The organism is Hymenobacter sp. IS2118 (genome assembly GCF_000715495.1).
Lineage (GTDB): Bacteria > Bacteroidota > Bacteroidia > Cytophagales > Hymenobacteraceae > Hymenobacter.
This window is the reverse complement of record NZ_JNLX01000193.1, coordinates 19,281-39,417: the sequence shown is the minus strand read 5'-3', so window position 1 is coordinate 39,417 and position 20,137 is coordinate 19,281. Positions and strand designations below refer to the sequence as shown.

Genomic DNA, 20,137 nt, shown 5'->3' with positions numbered 1-20,137 from the left:
CGCAAGATTATGAACACTAAAATTCTCGGCCTGCTGGCCGCCGCCGCATTGGCCACCGCCGCCTGCTCGCAGGAAAAAACGACGGAAGTTGTTGCCACCACGCCCGTTACCGACTCCAACACCGCCGTGGTGACGGAAGATGACGTGCTGGCCCGCGACGAGGCCCGCCGCCTGGCTGCCCGGGTGGCCGAAGACCTGAAGCTGACCGACACCGTGGTCGTGACCCGCATCGAAAAGACCTACTACACCCGCGGCCGGACCCTGGGCGAGCTCGAAACCCGCTACTCTACCGACACCACGGGCCGCTACCTGGCCATGCGCGAAACCAACGACCGCGCCGACGAGGAGGTGCGCACCACGCTCAACAACCCCGACTACTACAACACCTACTCCGCCAACCGCGCCAGCTACGGCAGCGGCCCGTACACGGTGGCTCCGGTTCGCGTAGTGACAGCTAGCACCGGCACCGGCACCAGCAGCGTGGGCCAGGGCTCGGGCGTGAAAAAGCTGGAGCGTGACGGCGAGGGCAACCGCAAAACCAAGTACCTGAACGACGCCAAGGTGAAGGTGAGCGACGACGGCTCGCGCAAGGTGAAGCTGGCCGACGGCACCAAAATCAAAATTGACGAAGACGGCAACAAGAAAGTGAAGAAGCCGCTGTTCTAAGCACTGCTTTTCTCAAAAAAAGAAGCCCGCTCCAGCATTGGAACGGGCTTCTTTTTTGGTTTAGCGCTACGCCTTTTCGGCTTTGAAACCAGCTTCTTCCACCAGCGCCACAACCTGAGCTTCGGTTAGGTCGCCGGTGATGGTGAGGATTTTATCGGCGTTGGCCGTATCGACTTGCCAGGAAGTGATGGCAGTTTCGGCGTTCAGGGTGGGCGTTACGGCCCGAATGCAGTTGTTGCAGTTGATGTTGGTTTTGAATTGGAGCGTTTTCATGGAGTTGAAATAGAGGGGCCCGAAGCGGGCGGGTTGGTTGAAATAGAAACAGCCAAAAGTAGCGGCGCGTGCGCCGATGCGGGTACAAAATTGAGTTCCTGACAGCCATTATTTGGCTCTTTTACCGCGTGGGCAGCCCCGGGTTCTGGTCGCCGGCCGGCTTGAGGGGCGCGGCGTCCAGCTCCTGCGGGTGGGCGTCGAGGCCGGTTTCGCTGTGGGCGGCGAAGTACTGGGCCAGGGCTTTTTCGCCCACCAGCCAGAACACCACCGGCGTCACGATGATGTCGAGAAAGGTGGAGCTGAGCAGGCCGCCCAAAATCACTGTGGCCACCGGATACAGGATTTCCTTGCCCGGCGCGTCTTTGGCCAGCGTGAGCGGCACCAGGGCCAGCGCCGCCACCAGGGCCGTCATCAGCACCGGCACGAGGCGCTCTAAGGAGCCGCGGATAATCATGGGTATGCCGAACTGCTCGCCCTCGTGCTCCACGAGGTGGATGTAGTGCGAAATCATCATGATGCCGTTGCGCGAGGCAATGCCGGTGAGGGTGATAAAGCCCACCAGCGAGGCAATGCTGAACGTGCCGCCCGTGAGCAGCACCGCCACCACCGAGCCGATGAGCGCCAGCGGAATGTTGAGCATAATCTGGCCCACCATATAGCTGCTCTTGAAGTGCGAGAACAAAACCAGAAAGATGCCGGCCAGCGAGAATAAGCTCAGCCACAGAATCTTCTGCGAGGCCGACTGCTGGCTCTCGAACTGCCCGCCGTAGGTGAGGTAATAGCCTGGCGGCAGCTTCACCTGCTGGCTCACTTTGGCCTGAATCTCCTGCACCGTGGAGCCCAGGTCGCGCTCGGCCACGTTGAGCGAGATGGTGATGCGGCGCTGGGTGTTTTCGTGGTTGATGGTGTTGGGTCCCGGCTCGTAAGTTATTTCCGCTACCTGGCTCACGGGTATCAGCGCGCCGCTGGGGGTTTCGATGCGGGTCTGGCTGATGGCGGCCATGTCGTTGCGCTGCTCCTCGGGCAGTTTCACCACCAGGTCGAAGCGCTTCTGGCCATCGACCATCTGCGAGACCACGGTTCCCTGAAACAGCGTTTCCAGGTCGCGTACCAGCTCGCCGCGGCCCATGCCGTAGGCGCGCAGCGCGTCGTCTTTGGGCCGAATCAGCAGCTGCGGAATCTGCACCTGCTTTTCTACCTGCAAATCGACCACGCCGGGCACGGTGCTGGCGGCGTCGCGCACCTCGTTGGCGTAGCGGCGCAGCTCCAGCAGGTCGTTGCCGAACACCTTGATGGCCACCTGGGCCCGCACCCCGCTCAGCAGGTGGTCGAGGCGGTGGGAAATGGGCTGGCCGATGTTCACGTTCACGCCGGTTATCAGGCTGAGCTTTTCGCGCATGTCAGCCAGAATTTCGTCGCGGCTGCGCATGGTTTTGCCCTCCTTCTCCAGCTCGGCTTCGGTCTTGAAGGCCACCTCGATTTCCGAATTGTTCACCGATTCGGCGTGCTCATCGAGCTCGGCGCGGCCGGTGCGGCGGGCCGTGTAGGCCACTTCCGGAATCTTGAGCATCTGCTGCTCGCCCAGCGTGCCCAGCCGGTTGCTTTCGGTGAGCGAGGTGCCGGCCGGGGCCGAGAAGTTCACCGTCAGCGAGCCTTCGTTGAAGGGCGGCAGAAACTCGGTGCCGAAGAAAGGCACCATGGCCACGGCCATCATAAAGAGCAGGGCCGCAGAGGTGAGCACCAGCTTGGGATGCCGCATGCCCCAACCCAGCAGCCGGGTATCCTTTTTCTTGAGCCAGCGTACCAGCCCGCCGTCGGTTTCGGGGTGGTCCATCTGCTTCATGCCGGGCAGCAGGTAATAGCAGAGCACCGGCGTAACGGTAAGCGAAACGAACAGCGAGGCCACGATGCTCGTGATGTAGGCAATGCCCAGCGGCGCGAAAATGCGGCCTTCCATGCCCTCCAGCGCAAACAGCGGCAGAAATACCAGCACCACGATGATGGTGGCGTACACGATGGAGTTGCGCACCTCCGACGAGGCCGAATAAACGACGCGCAGCACCGGCTGCGGGTCGGGCCGCTGCTTGTTTTCGCGCAGGCGCCGGTACACATTTTCCACGTCCACGATGGCATCGTCGACCAGCTCACCGATGGCAATGGCCAGTCCGCCCAGCGTCATGGTGTTGATACTGATGCCGGCCGCCTTAAATACCAGCGCTGTAACTAGCAGCGAGAGCGGAATGGCCACCAGTGAAATAAAGGTGGTCCGCACGTTCAGCAGGAAGGCAAACAGCACGATGACCACCAGAATGGCGCCGTCGCGCAAGGCTTCCTCCACGTTGGAAATCGAGGACTCAATGAACTCCGACTGCTTGAACAGGCGGGTATTCACTTGCACGTCCTTGGGCAGCGAAGGCTTGAGTTCCACCAGGGCTTTTTCCACCGCTTCGGTCAGGCCCACGGTAGCCGCGCCGGGCTGCTTTTCGATGCTCAGAATCACGGCGGGCTGGCCGTTTACGCTGCCGTCGCCGCGCTTAAAGCGCGCCCCAAATTCCACCTTGGCCACATCGGCCACCCGGATGGGCGACTGCTCGCGGTAGCCCACGATGATGTTCTCGATATCCGCCACCGAGCGCAACCGGCCCAGGTTGCGGATGAGGACTTCCGAACCGTTACGGTCGAAGAAGTTGCCCGTGGTGTTCAGGTTCGACTTGCGCAATGCCTCCTCCACCTGGTTCACCGTCAGGCCGGTGGCGTTCAGGCGCGGCATATCGAGCAGCACCTGGTACTGCAGGTTGTCGCCCCCAATGGGGATGACCTGAGCCACGCCGGGAATTGACAAAAGGCGCTGGCGCACGGTGTAGTTGGCCAGCGTGCGCAGGTCGGCGGCGTTGGTGCGGGCGGCGTTCGGACGGTTCGCCTCACCCCCCGGCCCCCTCTCCGAAAGAGAGGGGGAGCCTGCCGAATCTGTTAGGGAGTCATTTTTAATTTTTAATTCTTCATTTTTAATTGACATTCCTACCAGCATAATCTGGCCCATGACTGACGAAATGGGTCCCAGCACCGGCGTGACGCCTTGCGGCAGCTGCTCGCCGGTAGTTTGCAGCTTCTCGCTCACAATCTGGCGGGCCGTGAAAATGTCGGTGCCGTAATCGAACTCCACGAACACCATGCCCAGACCAATGGCCGAGTTGGAGCGCACCGCCGACACGCCGGTGGCCCCGTTCAGGGCCGTTTCCACGGGCAGCGTCACCAGGGCCTCCACTTCCTCAGGGGCCATGCCGGGGGCTTCAAGAAACACGGTTACGCGGGGCCGGTCGAGGTCGGGCAGTACGTCCACGGGCAGCTGGTTGGCCGTGTAGGTGCCGGCAATGAGCAAGCCCACGGCGAAGGCCAGCATCAGCAGGCGGTTTTGCAGGGCAAAGCGGATGATTTTATCAAGCATGATAGTGGACAAGCTGGACGAAAATCCCCTCCTCAGATGAGGAGGGGACGCCGGGCCGAAGGCGCGGCTGGGGTGGTGCCACCGGAGGGACGTCGTTGAACGACTGGCGTCAGGTTCGTTCGGGTGTCGTGCAACGAGGTCAACCACCCCCGTCCGCGCTGAAGCGCGGACATCCCCTCCTCATCTGAGGAGGGGAGTTGGTCGTTCTACTGATTCAGGTAGATGGATTTCAGCTGGTAGGTGCCGGCCGTGACCACCCGGTCGTTTTCATTCACCTGGCCCTGCAGCAGCACGGTTTGCTGGCCGTTCTCGGCGCCGGGCTGCACGTAGCGAATCTTGAACCGTTCGGGCTCCGTGTGCACAAACACCACGGGCTTACCGTTGAGGTCGGTGATGGCTGAGGTGGGCACCACCAGCTGCGGGGTGCCGCCGCCGGTTTGGCCCACCACCTGCACGTTCACGGCCTGGCCGGCGCGGTAGGCGCTGCCGGCGGGGGCGTCGAGCTCCAGCACCAGCTGGCGGGCCTGGTTCACGGGGTTCACCACGTTGCTGAACACCACCAGCCGGGCCGGCACGCCCGCCTGGCCCTGCAGGCCTTCCACCCGGAACACGGCCCCAGGCGTCACCTTGGCCAAGTCCTGGGCAAACACCTGGGCCTCCACGCGCAGCTTGCCGGGGTTGATGACCCGGAACAGCTCGTCGCCCTGGCTCACCTGCTGGCCCACGGCGAGGTTGAACACGTCCACGGTGCCGCTCACTGGCGAGGTGATGCTCACGCGGCGCTGGCCCGCCTGGCCGTTCTGGATGCTAGCGTTCTGGCGGGCCTGACGCAGGCGCAGCTCGGCGGCCACCACATCCTTGCGGGCGGCAATGTCGGCAATGGTTTGCAGGCGGGCGTAGTCCTGCTGGGCGGCGCGCAGCTCGGCCTGGGCGTTGGCCCGCTCGGTGCTGAGGCCAATTTGCTGGGTGGCGTCCAGGGTTTGCTCCACCACGGCCAGCGTCTGGCCGGCGCGCACCTGCTGGCCCACTTTTGCGGCCAGGCTCACGATGCGCCCGCTTTGCGGCACCACAATACGGCCCTCGCCCCCGGCCGCGGCCGACACGGTGCCGTAGAGCGTGGCGCGGCTGTAGGTGGTGGAAAAGGCCGCCAGGCGGGTGCGCACTTCAAACAGAAACTGGCTTTCCTTGGGCAGCAGCACTTCGTCGGTGAGGGCCACGCCGGTGCTGGCTTTGGCTTCGCCGCCGTGGTCTTCGCCGCCGTGCGCCTGCACCAGGGCCGGGGGCGGCAGCAACACGGTCAGGACCAGGCCGGCCGCGGCCGTCACGGCGAGGAATTTATGCGTGGTTTTCATAGACTGCGGAACTGGAGGTGGAAACAGGAGCGGCCGTGCGCCGACGCCGCATCAGCAGGACCGTCAGGCCGATGCCGAGTACGAAAGCGCCGACCAGGGCCAGAATGGTTTTCCAGGAGGAAAAAAGCGAAGTAGCTACGGCCGGCGGCGCGGCCGCTACCGGCAGCTTCTCGCCCACGTTAATGCCTTCCAGCAGCATCAGGTCCGCCTGTTCGCCGGCCACGATGTTCACCGTGAAGCTGTAGGTTTTGTTGGCCGGAAACTGGCCTTCGACGAGGTAGATACCGGGCTCCTGCTCCGTCACGGCCCATTTCAGCGCGGCATCCTCGGGGTTGGTGAGCGTGAGCTTCGCGCCCTTGATGGGGGCGTTGGTGGCGTAGTCCGACAGGAACAGGCGCAGGTCGGCGGGCTGGCCGCCTTCCAGCGGCTCGTAGCGCAGCAGCACCTCGAACTGCTCGGAGAGGGCCGCCACCGAAAACGAGGTAGCGCCGGCCGGGGTGCCGGCCTTGGGTCCGTCGCCGTGGTCCTCGCCGCCGTGGGCGTACGCGGTGCCACTTAGCAATAAGCCCAGCAGCAAAATCAGGAGTTGCTTCATGTTATTCACCCCGCAGGTAGTTAAGTTCGATGAGGGCCTGACGGAAGTCGCGGATGGTGGTCAGGTAGGTATTCTGAATGGTGAAGGCCTGGTTCAGGCTCTGAATCAGGACGAGGTAGCTGATTTCGCCGGCCCGGAACAGGCGCTGCGACTGGCTGATGATGGCCCGCGACTGCGGCACGCCGGTCTGCTCGTAGTAGCCCAGCGCGGCCGAGAACTTGCGCGTATCGGCCAGCGCCTGCTGGTAGAGGGTGCTCAGCTCCAGGCGCTGGGTTTGGAGCTGGTAGCCGGCCGCCTCGCTGCGGGCCGTGGCCGCCTGCAGCTGCGAGCGGTAGGTCCAGAACCAGATGGGCACCGACACCCCGAACTGGAAGCGGTACCGAAGGGCCGAGTTTTCAAAGGCCTGGTTCTGGTACCCCAGCGTGAGGGCCGGGGTGCGCCGGGCCCGCACCAGGCTGATGCCCGACTGGCTGAGGGCCACGTTCTGGGTGGCGGCGGCCAGCGTGGGGCTGCGCCCCAGGGCCGCGCTGTCTTCGGCGGGCAGGCTGCCCAGCAGCGCCCCACCGGTTTGGGCCAGCTCCGGGCCGCTGCGGCGCAGGTCGGTGCTGGTGGTGAGGGGCGCGGTGGGCTGGCCCAGCAGCAAACCCAGGCGGCGCTGGGCGGCGCGCCGGTCCTCGGTGGCCTGCTGCAGCTGAACGGTCACCTGCCGGGCTTCGGCGTCGGTGCTGATGCGCTGCAGCGACGTGACCTCGCCGGCCGCGAATAGCCGCTCGGTGGCCACCCGCAGCGCCCGAAACAGGCTGTCTTGGTACGTCAGCTGCCGCACCTGAGCTTCGGCAAACTGCAAACTCAGGTAAGCCAGGCGCGTATCGCGCAGCACCGAGGCCCGGCTCACCGCGCGGTTGCGCTCGGCCAGCGTGATGCCGGCCTGCGCTACCTGGCGCTGCCGCCGGTACACGTTCGGGAAGTCAATGGTTTGCACCACGCCCGGGGCCCACATTTCGCCCGTGGGCGCCGAGAACAGGAAGTCCGGGTTGGCCGGCGCAAACGAGCCCCGCTTCAGGGCGCGCTGCTCCTCAATCTCGCGGTCCGACTGCCGCAGCCGCGGGTGGCGGCGCAAGGTCAGGGCTTCGGCGCTGTCGAGGCTGATGGTGGTTTGGGCCTGAGCTAATCCGCAGATTATCAGAAAATTAAAAATTAAAAATGATAAATTAAAAATGAGTTTTTTCTTCATTTCGGCGATTTTTAATTCTTCATTTTTAATTTTTAATTCACCCCCAACCTTACGACTTTTTCACGAGGGCCATGCCGCACTTGGGGCAGCTGCCGGGCTTGTCGCTGGCCGAGCCTTCGCAGTTCATCGGGCAGGTGTAGGCCGCGGAGGCCTTGCTGGTTTTGGCCGCCGCATCCAGTTTTTCAAACCGGGCACTCAGCGACTTGCCGCTGGCTTTGAGGCTCACGATGGCCGTGCGCACGGTAGTGCCGGCCGGAACCTGGGCCACGAGATGGTCGCCGGCGGGCGTCAGGGCCACGGTGCTGGTTTTGCCGGCCGTGGTCAGCATCATCACCGAGCCGGTGGTGCCCGCGGTGGCCATCGTGGCTTCCTTGCCGTCGAGCAGGTACACGTGTACTTCGCCGGCCTGCTGCACCAGCTCAAGGTGGTAGGCACCGGCCGTGCGCACCACGCCACCGTGGGGAGATTTGTGGGCGTGGGTTTCGCCAGCCGCTTTGTGGCCGTGGGCCGCCGCGCCGGGCTTGTGGCTGTGCTGGGCTTGCGCCGCGAAAGAAGCAGTGGCAACCATAGCGGCCGCGAGAATCAGGGAGAATTTCATGGGAGGAATAATTGGGGTTGTTGAATCGGAGGTACTTGGAATTGAAAAAGAACGTCATGCTGAGCGAAGCGCAGCGGAGTCGAAGCATCTCTACCGCTTCGCTCTCGCGTCAACCGCACGAGTTCACTGCGGGGCGGTAGAGATGCTTCGGCTCCGCTCAGCATGACGTTCTTTTTCACAGGCTCGTCGGAGCCTACATTTTCATTTTATCAGCGTTCCGGGCGTGCCAGGCTTTGAACTGCTCGATTTCATTTTTCTGCTCTTTCACCATTTGCTGCGCCAATTCCTTGAGCCGCGTGTCTTTGCCATGGGCCAGTTCCGCTTCGGCCATGTCCATGGCGCTTTGGTGGTGCACCGTCATCATCATGTTGAAGTTCATGTCGGCATCGGCCACCAGCGCGGGCATGTTGCCCATCATGTGGGCCATGCTCGTCTTCATTTGCGCCGTGAAGGGGTCGGTTGGGTCCTGGGGCTTGTAGTTGGTCGGGGCGCTGTCGAGGCGCTCCGCGATGGGGCCCATTTCGGCTAGCTCCTTCTGCTGGTCGGCCTTTAATTTCTCGGCCATTTGGCGCATGGTGGCGTCTTTGCCGTCGCGCAGCTCGATGTCGGCCATGGCCACGGCACCCTTGTGGTGCTCCATCATCATGTGGGCGAAGTCGTGGTCGGTATTGCCTTTCATCTTCATGGCGTCCATTTTGGCCATCATGTCGTTCATGGAGGCCATCAGAGGCGAAGCGCCGGCCATGCTGCCCCCGGCCATGCTGGAGTGGTCCATGCCGGCCATGTCGCCGGAAGTGGCCGAATCCATGGCCACGGTGTTGGTATCGGTGGCCGTGGTGTCAGCGGTTTTGTCGTTGCTGCAGCTGGCCAGCAGCAGGGTGCTCGAGCAGAGGGCCGCGAGGAAAAAAGGGAACTTATTCATGGAATTTGGTTGGGAAGCAGGTGAAACAATGCGTGAAGAAATGCGCGCCTAGCTGGCGGCCGGGGCCTTCACGTTGATGGTGAAGTCGCCGGTGTGAATGGCACCGGCGTGGTTGAACTGCAGGAACACGCGGTACAAGCCGGGCTTCTCGAAGTTGGTGTTGAATCCGATGTTGGGGCCCTTGTCGGCCTGGTCGTTGGGGTGTACGTGCAGGTAGTTCTGGGTGTCTTCGCTGATGACCACCACGTGGCCCAGCGCGCCGAGGTAGTTATCCAGATTCGTCACCGGCTTACCATCCTTGCTGATGGTGATTTTCATACCCAGCAGCTGGCCCGTGGTCAGGGCCTTGTCGAAGGCCAGCGTGGCCTGGTAGCCGTCCTTGTCCCACTGCATGTCGTCGTTTTTAAACTTCATCGGTGCATAAGCCGCGCCCTTAACCGTGATGGGCTGGCGGCCCAACTGGTGGCCGCTGCCGGCGGGCGTGTAGTCCTGAAACAGCACGTAGTCGCCGCCCTTTGGGAAGGTGTACTGCACCTTGTAGTCGCCGTCGGCCGTGTATTCGGGGTGCTCGTGGTAGAACTGGCCCAGGTCTTTGCTCACGATGATGAGGTGAATTTTTTTCTCGTGCACCACGGCCAGCGGCACGGGCGCGGCCTCGTTGCCGGTTTCGCGGGGTGTGAAGGCCAGCGTGGCGGGCTGGCCGGCGGTGAGCTGCATGGGCGTGGGCACCAGCTTCATGTCGTAGATTTTGCCGTTGCTGACCTGGTCGTTGTGCTCCAGGTTCATGCCGCACTTGGGGCACTTTTCGCCCGCCTTGGTGCTGGTCACCTCCGGGTGCATGGGACAGGCGTAGATGTGCCCGCCAGCGTGGTCGGCGGTGCCCGCGGCCGGGCCGTTGGTGGGCGTGGTCACGGTGTTGGTGGCGCTGCTCGAAGCGGAGTCGGAGGAGCAGCTGGCAACGGCAAACAGACTGGCACTGGCCAGCAGAAAAAGTGGAATGCGGTTCATAAAAAAGGTCGAAAGATGAAGTTTCGGCAACGGTAAAGACTACCGCCACCTAAGAATTAAAATGCGTGCTGGAAACCCAGCGTGGTCGTAAAATTGTCGGCGTCGGTGCCCCGCCCGGCCGATGCGCCAAGGCTGAGGACGAGCCAGTGTAAGTTGCTTATTGCGCTGCCCGTTCCTGCTTGAGCCGGGCCAGCATCTGCTGCATTTGTTTGATTTCGCGCTCCTGGGCCTCAATGATGTCATCGGCCAGCTTGCGTACTTCGGGGTCCTTGATGTCGGCGCGCTTGCTGACCATGATGGCAATGGAATGGTGCGGAATCATGGCCCTCATCCACAGCGTATCGCCGATGAAGGTTTGGGAGCGCACCATAATGGTGACCACCACGAACAGCGCCAGGCTGCCCCCCATAATCAGAGCATTGCGCTGCTTGTTGGGGTACATGCTCCACATAAAACCCATCATAATCAGGGTCATCGGTACCAGCATCAGCAGGGACATGTACAGGCGGGTCATGCTGAAATACACATGGTCCCACTCGTAGACGTTGAGGTACATCACCACGTACATGGCCACCAGGGAGGTGCCCAGCATCAGGAAAAAGCGCGAATAAGGTTTTTTGTGTTCCATAAAAAGCGGGAGAAAATTAGAAAAATGAATAAGCGAGGACAAGCTCCTGGCCTGGGCAGTCAGCCCGCCCGGCCGGGCACCCCCTGAATGAGGGCCAGCAGGACAAACGGATATCACTTTGAAAATTCGTGATTAACCAGCAGCTCCATCACAGCAGCAAGGGTTGACGGGTAATGTTCACGCGGAGAAGGTTGGCAAAAGGAAATGACTGGCCGGCCCCATGTGCCGGCCGACATTAAAACGCGTGCTGGAAACCCAGCGTGGTCGTAAACTTGTCGGCATCGGTGCCCAGGCCGGCGGCGGCCCCGAGGCTCAGCACCAGGCGCGGGTTCATCTGGCGGCGAATGCCCGCCTCCAGCGACGAACCCATTTCGCCCCGGAAGCGGCGCTGCTCACGCACAAAATCCACGACCAGCGACGACTGCGGCGCGATGCGTGTGGAGTAGCCCACCAGCAGCGCGAGGCGGTCGGGCCGCTCCACTTTTAGCTCATTGCCTTCGGCCTGCACGCCGGGCTGGCTGTTGTGGAAGTAGGCCAGGTTGAGGTGCAGGCGGTTGAGGGTGCCGAACAGGCTTTTGGTGAGGATGAAGCGGCCGTTGTAATCGGTGCCTTCGCTACGCAGGCCGGTGGGCAGCGTGAGGGCGCCGGCCAGAGCCACGGCGGGCAGGAACTTGCCTTCGGTGTTGAAGTTGTAGAGGCCCCCAATCTGCACGTTGCCGCTGCCGCCCCGGTCGCCGTTGCCCGAGTAGATGGGCACGGACACGGCCAGTTGGGTGTTGCGGAAAAGGCCCAATTCGAGGGTGGGCGTATACTCTACCAGGTTGTTGCCCTGCTGGCTGCGCTGGTAGCGCACGGGCAGCTGGAACTCACGGTTGCCCCGGGCCGTGGGGTAGGCGTCTTCGAGGCGGGTAGGCAGGCCGGCGTCGAGGTTAATCTGGTCGGATTGAGCGTGGGCCAGTGGGGCCAGGCCCAGCAGGCAGCTGGTAGCCAGCAGCAGGCTACGCACGATAAATGACTTGTTCATAAAAGAATAATTCAGGTGATGAAATGGAAAAACGACACCGGCGCTAGCGGGCCAGCGTGGGCTCCTGGCTCATGTCGAGCGGCGGCACGTCGGGCATGTTGCCGTGCTTTTCCTGCCAGCCCTTGAGCATGGCCTCGCGCATCATTTCGGGCGTTTTGCCGGGCTCCAGCGCGCCGGGCATCATCTTCATGCCGGGCATCATTTTCATCATGGCGTCGTGCAGCGAGCCTTCGGTTTCGCCGGGCTCCATGCCGGGGCGCATCTTCATCTGGAACTGCGCCATCATCTTCTCCTTCATGTCCGGGGCCAGGTCGGGCATCATCATCGGCATCATCTCCATCATCATTTCCATCATGATTTTCGACATCGAGCCTTCCGGGCCGGCCATCCAGGCGGGGTATTGGCGCAGGTCCACGTCGGGGTAGGGCAGCTCGAACTTGCGCACGTATTTTTCGTCGCCGGGCTGGTAACTCATGGCGTCGATGACGCGGTAGAGCTCGTCGCGCTGCTGCTGCTCGGTCCAGCCCTCGTAGCTGAGGATGTCGTAGGCCAGGCCGTGGAGCATGTGCAGGTTGTCGAAGATGTTGGCCGACTCCGGCGACATGCGCGAGTAGCGCGGCATCAGCTCGCGACTGAGAATCATGCGCTGGGGCCGGTTCTTGTACACGTCGCTGAACATGAGGTCGTTCACCGACTTGATGGCCGCTTCCTGGCCGCCGGCGGCGTTGCCGCTCAGCATCTGGGCCTCATAAATGGCCGGGTGCCACCAGTGCGCCACCCAGGCCTGGGAGTTGGACTTGGGGTAGAAGTTGCGGTAGTAGGTGAAGTAAGGCTTCATCATGCAGGCCGCCCGGCGCATGGTAATGTCGAGCGGGGCCACTGAGCGGGCCACCTCCTTATTGCGGGCCAAATAGAGCTTCACGGCGCGGTCGGTCCATTCCTTCTTCTTGGCCCAGGCCACGCGCTGGCTGGCCATGATGTCGTAGGTCTGCTCGTGGTGCTGGTGGGTCCAGTCAATGGTCCGAAACAGCCGCCACATCACCCGCGCCGTGTAGGGCCCAAACAACTCCATGGAGGGGCCCACCTTCGACTTCTGGTTTTTCACGAAGTCGAACACGGCCGCGTCGAAGTCGGCGTCCACTTTTTCGCGGTCGGCCAGCTTGGTTTGCAGCAGCACGTCGTGCTCGCGGCCGTGGTGGAAGTGGAAGCCCGCCGACAGGGCTTCGGAGTCGCCGTGCCGGCGGAAAAACGCGGCGTTGTAGGGCCCGCGGATGTAGCTGACTTCCTTGCGGGGCTCGGTGGTGGTGCTGCTGGAAGAGCAGGCCCCAAGCAGCAATAGCCCGCTAAAAGCAAAGGCGATTGAAGGAATAAATTTCATAGTAAAAATAAAAAGAGGAAAGAATTGCTGTGGCTGTGCCGAATTGTGGCTGCGAGCCAAGCCTGCCTTAGCAGCCCCTACGGTAGTTCTCGCGGCGACAAGCCGGCAGCCGGTTTGCGGGAGCTTTTCAGGGTAATCCAAGAAATAAAGCCCCCAAAAGGCCGGCGCGGCGGACAAACGGAAAGGCTCGCCCCGGGACATAGCAATGCTATGCCGGGGCGAGCCTCAGCGCGTCAAACCAATCAGACCGTCAAGGACTGAATGAAAATTCGGATGTCGGGGATTTTGGGCGGCAGGTGCTCCCGGAGCACCAGGGTTACCGCGCGGGCCGGGTTCCACGCGCCCGCGGCGGGGCGAAAATGGAAGGCCGTGGCCGTCGGCAGCAGGGCCGGAGCGAGGGCAAACAGCTGCTTCTCCGCCGGCGTCGTCAGCGACGAGAGTAGCGTAGCCGACTTGTCCTTGCAGCAGTCGCCCTTATCGGAATGCTTCTGCTGGTGCTGCTGCTTGGCGTCCGGGCGCGTGGCCACTTTGCCCTTGCGAGCCGTGGCCTGACAGCAGGCGTGGCCCGGTGCCATGGGGGCGGGCCGGGCGGCCGGTTTGTTCTGCGCTAAGCCAATTGCTGCCGCCTGGCGCATCCCGGCGCAGTAGCACTGGCCCGCAAACACGTTGACGAAGACGAGCAGGAAGCTCGTCGCCAGCAAACGGCGGAAGGGGAACAGGCTACGGAACATGACGGGGACTAAGCAACCGCAAAAGTAAGCACACGTTACGACGCAAATGGCCCAGTCATTACTGCAGTTACGCTGAAAGAGTTTCGCACAGCGCCGCTTGGGCTTCCTGTTGCTGTGGCCAAAAGTTGCATCGGATGGCCGCAGCGGCCTTATCTGCGGCTACGCTCCGTTTGCAACTCCCAGGGCGCTGGGCCAAATTATGCAACTGTGGAGTCAGATGTTGTTGGCTGGGCTTGAAAGTGGCACGGTGCGAATTTTGCATGTTTTAGGTCGGATTCCGTACCAGGGTTCGCACTGGTGGCTCGTTCCTTTGTTGCGTGATTTCAAGCCTGGGTTTCAGCCAAAGCTGCCCCTGCCTTGCTCCCTTTTTGCTTTACTTATGGAACCTACCACCAAAACCGAAACCCTCGACATTGAAGGCATGACCTGCGCCTCGTGCGCGTCTTTCGTCGAGAAGTCCCTGAGCCGCACGCCCGGCGTGCAACGGGCCGTGGTCAACTTTGCCACCGAAAAGGCCACCGTCGACTACCTGCCCGCCCAGGCCACCCCGGCCACGCTCAAAGAAGCCGTGGTGCAGGCCGGCTACGGCGTCACGGAGCGCAAGCCCGACACCAGCGCCGCCGACCGCCAGGCCGAAATCGACCAGCAGAAAACCCTGGCTTACGGCAAGCTCAAGCGCCGTTTCTGGGTGGCCGCGGGGCTGGCCGCCGTCATCATGCCCTTGAGCATGCTTATGCTGTGGCCCGCCATGATGGCGCGCATCAACATGCAATGGCTCAACTACGCCCTGCTGCTGCTCACGCTGCCCGTGCTGGCCTACAGCGGCCGCGAGTTCTACACCTCGGCCTGGAACGGCTTCCGGCACCGGTCCGCCAACATGGATACGCTCATTGCCGTGGGCACCGGCGCGGCCTTTCTCTACAGCCTGGCCGCCACCGTGGTGCCCGGCTTCTTCACCAGCCGGGGCCTGATGCCGGAAGTGTACTACGACACCACGGCCACCATCATTGCCCTGATTCTGCTGGGCAAGGTACTGGAGCTGCGGGCTAAAACCCAGACTTCCGCGGCCATGAAAGCCCTGATTGGGCTGCAGGCTAAAACCGCCCGCGTGGTGCGCTCCAACGGCCAGGAAATGGACGTGCCCATCGAACAGGTGCAGCTCAACGACCTCATTGTGGTGCGTCCCGGCGAAAAAGTGGCCACCGACGGCCTCATCGAAGAAGGCCATTCGGCCGTGGACGAAGCCATGCTCACCGGCGAAAGCCTGCCGGTGGAGAAAAAAGCGGGCGACCCGGTGTTCGGCGCCACCCTCAACAAGACCGGCTCGTTCCGCTTCCGCGTGACCAAAGTGGGCGCCGATACCATGCTTTCGCAGATTGTGAAGCTGGTGGAAGACGCCCAGGGCAGCCGCGCGCCCATTCAGCGGCTGGCCGACAAGGTTAGCGCCATTTTCGTGCCCACGGTGGTCGTTATTGCCATTCTCACCTTCGTATTGTGGTTTGATTTGGCTCCCGCAGAATCCCGCCTGCCGCTGGCCCTGGTCAACTTTGTGGCCATGCTCATCATTGCCTGTCCCTGCGCGCTGGGGCTGGCCACGCCCACGGCCATCATGGTGAGCACCGGCAAAGGGGCCGAGCACGGCGTGCTCATCCGCAACGCCGAGGCCCTGGAAAAAGCCTACCAGGTAAACACCGTGCTGCTCGATAAAACCGGCACCATCACCCGCGGCGAGCCGGCGGTGACGGATTTCGTCCCGGCCGCAGGCCAGGACACCAGCACCCTGCTGCAGGTAGTGGCGGCCGTGGAGCGGCAGTCGGAACACCCGCTGGCTGAGGCCGTGGTGCGCTACGCCGAGGCCCAGCAGGCGGCGGTGCTGACCGCCACTGGCTTCCGGGCCATCGAGGGCAAGGGCGCCGAAGCCACGGTAAATGGCCAGGCGGTGCTCATCGGCAACTTCCGCCTGCTTGACGAAGCCGGCATCAGCCTTTCCCCGGCCGTGCGCCAGCAGGCCGATGAACTGTTGGCCCAGGCCAAAACCGTGCTCTACGTCGCCGTGGATAAGCAAGCCGTAGGCCTCGTTGGGGTGGCCGACACCGTGCGCGAAACATCCGCCGCCGCCATCCAGCGGCTGCAGGCCATGGGCATCGAAGTGGTGATGATGACGGGCGACAACCCGCAAACGGCGGCCCAGGTGGCCGGGCAGGTGGGCGTCACGCGCTACTTTGCCGAAGTGCTGCCCGCCGACAAGGCCGGCAAAGTGAAGGAGCTGCAGGCCGAGGGCCGCATCGTGGCCATGGTGGGCGACGGCATCAACGACGCGCCCGCCCTGGCGCAGGCCGACATTGGCCTGGCCATGGGCGGCGGCACCGACGTGGCCATGGAAGCCGCCAGCATCACGCTCATGCGTTCCGATTTGCAGGGCGTGGTCACGGCCATTGAGCTGAGCCGGCAAACCATCCGCACCATCAAGCAGAACCTGTTTTTCGCCTTCGTCTACAACACGCTGGGCATTCCGGTGGCGGCCGGGCTGCTCTATCCCTTCTTCGGCATTTTGCTCTCGCCCATGCTGGCGGCCGGCGCCATGGCCCTGAGCTCGGTATCGGTACTCACCAATTCGCTGCGGCTCAGGAGCTTCGCTCCAATTAAAAATTAAAAATGTTGAATTAAAAATGCGCGTTTTTGCGTGCAGCAGCGCCACTCTATTCACGTGTAGCAGCGCCACTGTATTCAGGAGTCGCAGGACTAATTTTTAATTTTTAATTCATCATTTTTAATTCAAAAACATGGATACCCCCGAAATCATTGTGACCCTGACGGGCCTGGCCCTTTCTGCCTTCGTTATCTGGTACTTCTTCTTTTCGGCCCGCCAAACGGCCAGCGCCGTTTCCTCGTCGGGCGGCGTGCAGGAAGTAGACATCACCGTGAAAGGCGGATACTCGCCCGACGTCATCGAAGTGGAGCGCGGCAAGCCCGTGCAGCTCAGCTTCTACCGCGACGAGGAAAACTCCTGCTCGGAGGAGTTGCTGATGCCCGATTTCAGCATACGCCGCGACTTGCCGGCTTTTAAAACCACGCTGGTGGAGCTGCTGCCGCAGCAGGCGGGCACGTTCACGTTTACCTGCGGCATGGGCATGCTGCGCGGCAGCCTGGTGGTGAAATAGCCAGCATCGCGCCCACCTATTTTGCATCGGCAACCAGGCCGACGCCACTTGGCGCGGGGGCGTCGGCGGCAAACCCTCCGGAAGTTTTTTGCCACCCGTTAGCGCGGTTTTGGGGTTCGTGTACCGCTTTTGAAGGAATTAAAAATGAAGAATTAAAAATTAAAAAATTGACAGTCAGTTTTTTAATTTTTAATTCTTCATTTTTAATTCCGTCCAACAAATCGGGAACCACTCTAGGGAGTGAACCACGTATCTTTCAGCGAGTCGGTTCCGAATGGTCGGCTTGCTCATCGCTCCTGCTTATGCAACCAACTGTTTCAGCGCCCGCTACTCCGCCCACCTCAGCCGCTTTGCCAGCGGCTAATGCCTTCCAGGCGCAATTTGACGCTTTACGCCAGCGGGCGCCGGCCCTGCGGCGCGAAGGTGTGAGCGAGCGCCGTGCCCGCCTGCAAAAGCTCCAGGACTGGCTGCACGCCAACCGGACGGCCATTCACGAGGCGCTGCACCTGGACTTTCGCAAGCCGACCGCCGAAACGGACATGACCGAAATCTGGACTTCGCTGGTCGAGCTCAAGCACACCGCCAAGCACCTGAAGCACTGGATGGAGCCACGGTCGGTGGGCTCGTCGATGGCGCTGCTGGGAACCACTTCCTGGGTGCAGTTCGAGCCCAAGGGCGTGGTTTTGATTATCTCGCCCTGGAACTACCCGTTTTACCTGGCCGTGGGTCCGCTCATCTCGGCTATCGCGGCCGGCAACGCCGTGCTCATCAAGCCGGCGGAGCAGACGCCCGCTACGTCGGCCCTACTGCAGCGCATGTGCGAGGAGCTGTTTTTGCCCGAGGAAGTAGCCCTTGTTCAGGGCGATAAGGAGGTGGCCACCGAGTTGCTAAAGCTGCCCTGGGACCATATTTTCTTCACCGGCAGCCCCGAAGTAGGCAAAATTGTGATGCGCGCCGCGGCCCAGCATCTCAGCGGCCTCACGCTGGAGTTGGGCGGCAAAAACCCCGCCGTGGTGGACGAAACGGCCGACCTGCGCGACGCCGCCGAGAAAATCGTGTGGGGCAAATTCCTCAACAACGGCCAGACCTGCGTGGCACCCGACTACCTGCTGGTGCAGGAAAGCGTGCAGCCGGCGCTGCTCCAGGAACTCACGGCGGCCATTCAGCGCGCCTACAACCCCGACGGGGCCGGCATTCAGCAATCTGAATCTTTGGCCCGCGTGGTGAACCAGCACCACTTTGCCCGCCTGGCCGGCTTGCTTGAGGATGCCCAGACCCGGGGCGCCACCGTAGCCGCCGGCGGCACCGTCGATTCCGCGCACAACTACATCGAGCCCACTATCCTGACCAACGTGCCGGCCGGCGCCCGCATTCTGGAGGAGGAGATTTTTGGGCCGCTACTGCCTGTGCTCACCTTCAAAACCCTGAGCGAAACGACGGATTACGTCAACGCCCGCCTCAAGCCGCTGGCCCAATATGTATTCAGCAGCAACGCCGAAAACCGCCGCTACTTGCTGGACAATATCTCGGCCGGCGGCGCGGGCATCAACGAAACGGTGCTGCACTTTGCGCATCCGGAGCTGCCCACCGGCGGCGTGGGCAACTCTGGCCTCGGCAAGGCCCACGGCCACTCCGGTTTCCTGGCGTTCAGCAACGAAAAGGGCGTGATGCGCCAGCGCGTGGGCTTCACCGGCATTAAAGCCATGTACCCGCCCTACACGCCCAAAGTGCGCAAGTTGATTGGGCTGCTGGTGAAATACTTGTAGCGCGACACGGTGTGGTGTATTGCTGTCAGAAAATGGCCTCGATGTGACGAAACCCCCGTTTTAAATACCTGACGACTTATGCTAACTGTCTTTTCCGCAGAGGTCCGCAGAGTTGAACGTCAAAAAATCTGCTACCTCTGCGGGAAAAGCGCATTTCATACCGTGCGTGAGTCTTGGTAGTCTTAAAAAGCAGGCTGCTTGCAATGGCTCGCTATAAGTCAATACATAACACTGACCTTTGAACGTAATTTTCCACCAAATTATGGGACAGCCCGAAACCCAACGTCAGTACACCGTCGAAGAATACATTGCGCTGGAAGCCCGGAGTGAGGTGCGGCACGAGTATTTCGATGGTGAGGTTTTCGCGATGGCGGGCGGTACCAAGGCGCACAACCTGATTACGCAGAATATTACCCTAGCGCTCCGGGCGGGCCTTCGGGGCAAAGGATGCCAAGTCTTTATGGAAGATGTGCGGCTAGCCGTGCAGGACGATTTCCACTACACCTATCCTGACGTAGTGGTTAGTTGCGACCCCGGTGACCGCCGCGACCCTTATCTGGTGCGCCAGCCCGTGCTCATTGTGGAAGTCCTGTCCCCTTCCACGGCCGAGTATGACCGCAGCCGGAAGTTCAATCAGTACAAGAAAATCCCCTCCCTGCGGCATTACATGCTGGTTTCGCAGACGGCCTGGGTGCTGGAATGGTTTCGGCGCGATGATGCTGGCCAGTGGATTTACACCGTGCTCAGCGACCCTGCCGACGTGCTGAATATTCCGGACCTGAACCTGCTGCTGCCCCTGGCCGATGTGTACGACGATACCGATGTGGCGCCTCTGGCGCTGATTTCGGCCCCGGAATATCCGTAGCAACGGCTGTTTTGGCTACTGTCGGCGCTGCTGCATCTCGGCGGCCATTTTGCGGCGGCTGGCTTGCAACTGCTTGAATTTGGTGGGCCCCAGTATCACTTGCAGCTCTTGTTGGGAGCTGACGTTGATGCGTTTCAACTCAGCCATTAGCTCCGGCGACTTGGGCGCGTATTTCGCTTTGGCAGCATTGGCCTGCTCCACGGTGCCGTTCAGCACGGTGCGCACGCGTTGGGTCTGGTCGGGCGTGAGCTGGAGCTCGGTGGTCATGACATCGGCCAGGTCGCGGGCGGCCGTTTTGGGTGTGGGCGAATCCTCCGTGCGCACGGCTTCGACGACGGGGGCAGCAGCAGGGCGGGAGCGGAACAGGGAGCAGCTGCTCAGGGCCAGCGCCGAAGTCAGGCACAGCACGGAAAAAGAGGCAAAACGCATAGGTCGTCGGAATAGAATGGGTGAGACGAGTACGGAGCGTGTTGCAATTAGGTGCGTTGAGT

19 protein-coding genes are annotated in these 20,137 nt (G+C 62.0%); 5 read left to right on the top strand and 14 right to left on the bottom strand.

What is annotated here, in order from left to right; all coding sequences use genetic code 11:
- Positions 1 to 9 precede the first annotated feature (9 nt).
- Complete coding sequence (locus tag GM79_RS21640; protein ID WP_035567983.1) at positions 10 to 666, top strand: hypothetical protein; 657 nt, start codon at positions 10 to 12, stop codon at positions 664 to 666.
- 66 nt (positions 667 to 732) lie between these two features.
- Here the strand turns inward: GM79_RS21640 and GM79_RS21635 are convergent, their stop codons facing one another.
- The 12 genes from GM79_RS21635 to GM79_RS21580 all read right to left on the bottom strand — a co-directional run bounded on the left by GM79_RS21635 (position 733) and on the right by GM79_RS21580 (position 13,854).
- Complete coding sequence (locus GM79_RS21635; protein ID WP_035567982.1) at positions 733 to 939, bottom strand: heavy-metal-associated domain-containing protein; 207 nt, start codon at positions 937 to 939, stop codon at positions 733 to 735.
- Between the two features lie 121 nt (positions 940 to 1,060).
- On the bottom strand, positions 1,061 to 4,384 hold the full coding sequence (locus GM79_RS21630) for an efflux RND transporter permease subunit (protein ID WP_035567981.1): 3,324 nt from the start codon (positions 4,382 to 4,384) through the stop codon (positions 1,061 to 1,063).
- A 206-nt stretch (positions 4,385 to 4,590) separates the two neighbouring features.
- Positions 4,591 to 5,736: an efflux RND transporter periplasmic adaptor subunit gene (locus tag GM79_RS21625; protein WP_035567980.1), complete on the bottom strand. Its 1,146-nt coding sequence runs from the start codon at positions 5,734 to 5,736 to the stop codon at positions 4,591 to 4,593.
- Positions 5,720 to 6,331: a hypothetical protein gene (locus GM79_RS21620; protein WP_035567979.1), complete on the bottom strand. Its 612-nt coding sequence runs from the start codon at positions 6,329 to 6,331 to the stop codon at positions 5,720 to 5,722. The genes GM79_RS21625 and GM79_RS21620 overlap by 17 nt, the downstream gene beginning before the upstream one ends.
- A gap of 1 nt (position 6,332) precedes the next feature.
- Entirely contained in the window at positions 6,333 to 7,565 is a 1,233-nt protein-coding gene (locus GM79_RS21615) for a TolC family protein (protein ID WP_035567977.1), read from the bottom strand.
- Between the two features lie 49 nt (positions 7,566 to 7,614).
- The gene (locus GM79_RS25860) at positions 7,615 to 8,163 is read right to left on the bottom strand and encodes a heavy metal-binding domain-containing protein (RefSeq protein WP_051719176.1); all 549 of its coding nucleotides are present in this window, start codon (positions 8,161 to 8,163) and stop codon (positions 7,615 to 7,617) included.
- 193 nt (positions 8,164 to 8,356) lie between these two features.
- Entirely contained in the window at positions 8,357 to 9,085 is a 729-nt protein-coding gene (locus GM79_RS21605; RefSeq protein WP_035567976.1) for a DUF305 domain-containing protein, read from the bottom strand.
- Positions 9,086 to 9,133: 48 nt separating this feature from the next.
- Positions 9,134 to 10,093: a heavy metal-binding domain-containing protein gene (locus GM79_RS23455; RefSeq protein ID WP_051719175.1), complete on the bottom strand. Its 960-nt coding sequence runs from the start codon at positions 10,091 to 10,093 to the stop codon at positions 9,134 to 9,136.
- 157 nt (positions 10,094 to 10,250) lie between these two features.
- Positions 10,251 to 10,721, bottom strand: a complete 471-nt coding sequence (locus GM79_RS21595; protein ID WP_035567975.1) for a DUF305 domain-containing protein — start codon at positions 10,719 to 10,721, stop codon at positions 10,251 to 10,253.
- Between the two features lie 235 nt (positions 10,722 to 10,956).
- Positions 10,957 to 11,745 carry a hypothetical protein gene (locus GM79_RS21590; RefSeq protein ID WP_051719174.1) on the bottom strand — a complete coding sequence of 263 codons (789 nt, stop codon included), beginning with the start codon at positions 11,743 to 11,745 and terminating at the stop codon, positions 10,957 to 10,959.
- 43 nt (positions 11,746 to 11,788) lie between these two features.
- Positions 11,789 to 13,123, bottom strand: a complete 1,335-nt coding sequence (locus GM79_RS21585) for a hypothetical protein (protein WP_035567974.1) — start codon at positions 13,121 to 13,123, stop codon at positions 11,789 to 11,791.
- A 242-nt stretch (positions 13,124 to 13,365) separates the two neighbouring features.
- A complete protein-coding gene (locus tag GM79_RS21580; RefSeq protein ID WP_035567973.1) occupies positions 13,366 to 13,854 on the bottom strand; it encodes a hypothetical protein in 489 nt (162 codons plus the stop codon).
- Between the two features lie 379 nt (positions 13,855 to 14,233).
- Between GM79_RS21580 and GM79_RS21575 the strand changes: the two genes are divergently transcribed.
- Positions 14,234 to 16,507: a heavy metal translocating P-type ATPase gene (locus tag GM79_RS21575; RefSeq protein ID WP_035567972.1), complete on the top strand. Its 2,274-nt coding sequence runs from the start codon at positions 14,234 to 14,236 to the stop codon at positions 16,505 to 16,507.
- 130 nt (positions 16,508 to 16,637) lie between these two features.
- Positions 16,638 to 17,015 carry a cupredoxin domain-containing protein gene (locus GM79_RS21570; RefSeq protein WP_035567971.1) on the top strand — a complete coding sequence of 126 codons (378 nt, stop codon included), beginning with the start codon at positions 16,638 to 16,640 and terminating at the stop codon, positions 17,013 to 17,015.
- Positions 17,016 to 17,031: 16 nt separating this feature from the next.
- Here GM79_RS21570 and GM79_RS21565 read toward each other — a convergent pair whose 3' ends face one another.
- Entirely contained in the window at positions 17,032 to 17,247 is a 216-nt protein-coding gene (locus GM79_RS21565; protein ID WP_152560136.1) for a hypothetical protein, read from the bottom strand.
- 70 nt (positions 17,248 to 17,317) lie between these two features.
- Here GM79_RS21565 and GM79_RS21560 point away from each other — a divergent pair, with 70 nt between their 5' ends.
- A complete protein-coding gene (locus GM79_RS21560; protein WP_081867933.1) occupies positions 17,318 to 18,781 on the top strand; it encodes an aldehyde dehydrogenase family protein in 1,464 nt (487 codons plus the stop codon).
- A 262-nt stretch (positions 18,782 to 19,043) separates the two neighbouring features.
- On the top strand, positions 19,044 to 19,646 hold the full coding sequence (locus tag GM79_RS21555) for a Uma2 family endonuclease (protein ID WP_051719173.1): 603 nt from the start codon (positions 19,044 to 19,046) through the stop codon (positions 19,644 to 19,646).
- A 15-nt stretch (positions 19,647 to 19,661) separates the two neighbouring features.
- On the opposite strand, the gene GM79_RS21550 is transcribed toward GM79_RS21555, so the two are convergent.
- Positions 19,662 to 20,075, bottom strand: a complete 414-nt coding sequence (locus GM79_RS21550; protein ID WP_035567968.1) for a hypothetical protein — start codon at positions 20,073 to 20,075, stop codon at positions 19,662 to 19,664.
- Positions 20,076 to 20,137: the final 62 nt, after the last annotated feature.

Excerpts from the sequence above, each read along its gene's own strand:
- GM79_RS21640 (WP_035567983.1), top strand. The coding sequence starts at position 10 with ATGAACACTAAAATTCTCGGCCTGCTGGCCGCCGCCGCATTGGCCACC.
- GM79_RS21635 (WP_035567982.1), bottom strand. The coding sequence starts at position 939 with ATGAAAACGCTCCAATTCAAAACCAACATCAACTGCAACAACTGCATT.
- GM79_RS21630 (WP_035567981.1), bottom strand. The coding sequence starts at position 4,384 with ATGCTTGATAAAATCATCCGCTTTGCCCTGCAAAACCGCCTGCTGATG.
- GM79_RS21625 (WP_035567980.1), bottom strand. The coding sequence starts at position 5,736 with ATGAAAACCACGCATAAATTCCTCGCCGTGACGGCCGCGGCCGGCCTG.
- GM79_RS21620 (WP_035567979.1), bottom strand. The coding sequence starts at position 6,331 with ATGAAGCAACTCCTGATTTTGCTGCTGGGCTTATTGCTAAGTGGCACC.
- GM79_RS21615 (WP_035567977.1), bottom strand. The coding sequence starts at position 7,565 with ATGAAGAAAAAACTCATTTTTAATTTATCATTTTTAATTTTTAATTTT.
- GM79_RS25860 (WP_051719176.1), bottom strand. The coding sequence starts at position 8,163 with ATGAAATTCTCCCTGATTCTCGCGGCCGCTATGGTTGCCACTGCTTCT.
- GM79_RS21605 (WP_035567976.1), bottom strand. The coding sequence starts at position 9,085 with ATGAATAAGTTCCCTTTTTTCCTCGCGGCCCTCTGCTCGAGCACCCTG.
- GM79_RS23455 (WP_051719175.1), bottom strand. The coding sequence starts at position 10,093 with ATGAACCGCATTCCACTTTTTCTGCTGGCCAGTGCCAGTCTGTTTGCC.
- GM79_RS21595 (WP_035567975.1), bottom strand. The coding sequence starts at position 10,721 with ATGGAACACAAAAAACCTTATTCGCGCTTTTTCCTGATGCTGGGCACC.
- GM79_RS21590 (WP_051719174.1), bottom strand. The coding sequence starts at position 11,745 with ATGAACAAGTCATTTATCGTGCGTAGCCTGCTGCTGGCTACCAGCTGC.
- GM79_RS21585 (WP_035567974.1), bottom strand. The coding sequence starts at position 13,123 with ATGAAATTTATTCCTTCAATCGCCTTTGCTTTTAGCGGGCTATTGCTG.
- GM79_RS21580 (WP_035567973.1), bottom strand. The coding sequence starts at position 13,854 with ATGTTCCGTAGCCTGTTCCCCTTCCGCCGTTTGCTGGCGACGAGCTTC.
- GM79_RS21575 (WP_035567972.1), top strand. The coding sequence starts at position 14,234 with ATGGAACCTACCACCAAAACCGAAACCCTCGACATTGAAGGCATGACC.
- GM79_RS21570 (WP_035567971.1), top strand. The coding sequence starts at position 16,638 with ATGGATACCCCCGAAATCATTGTGACCCTGACGGGCCTGGCCCTTTCT.
- GM79_RS21560 (WP_081867933.1), top strand. The coding sequence starts at position 17,318 with ATGCAACCAACTGTTTCAGCGCCCGCTACTCCGCCCACCTCAGCCGCT.
- GM79_RS21555 (WP_051719173.1), top strand. The coding sequence starts at position 19,044 with ATGGGACAGCCCGAAACCCAACGTCAGTACACCGTCGAAGAATACATT.
- GM79_RS21550 (WP_035567968.1), bottom strand. The coding sequence starts at position 20,075 with ATGCGTTTTGCCTCTTTTTCCGTGCTGTGCCTGACTTCGGCGCTGGCC.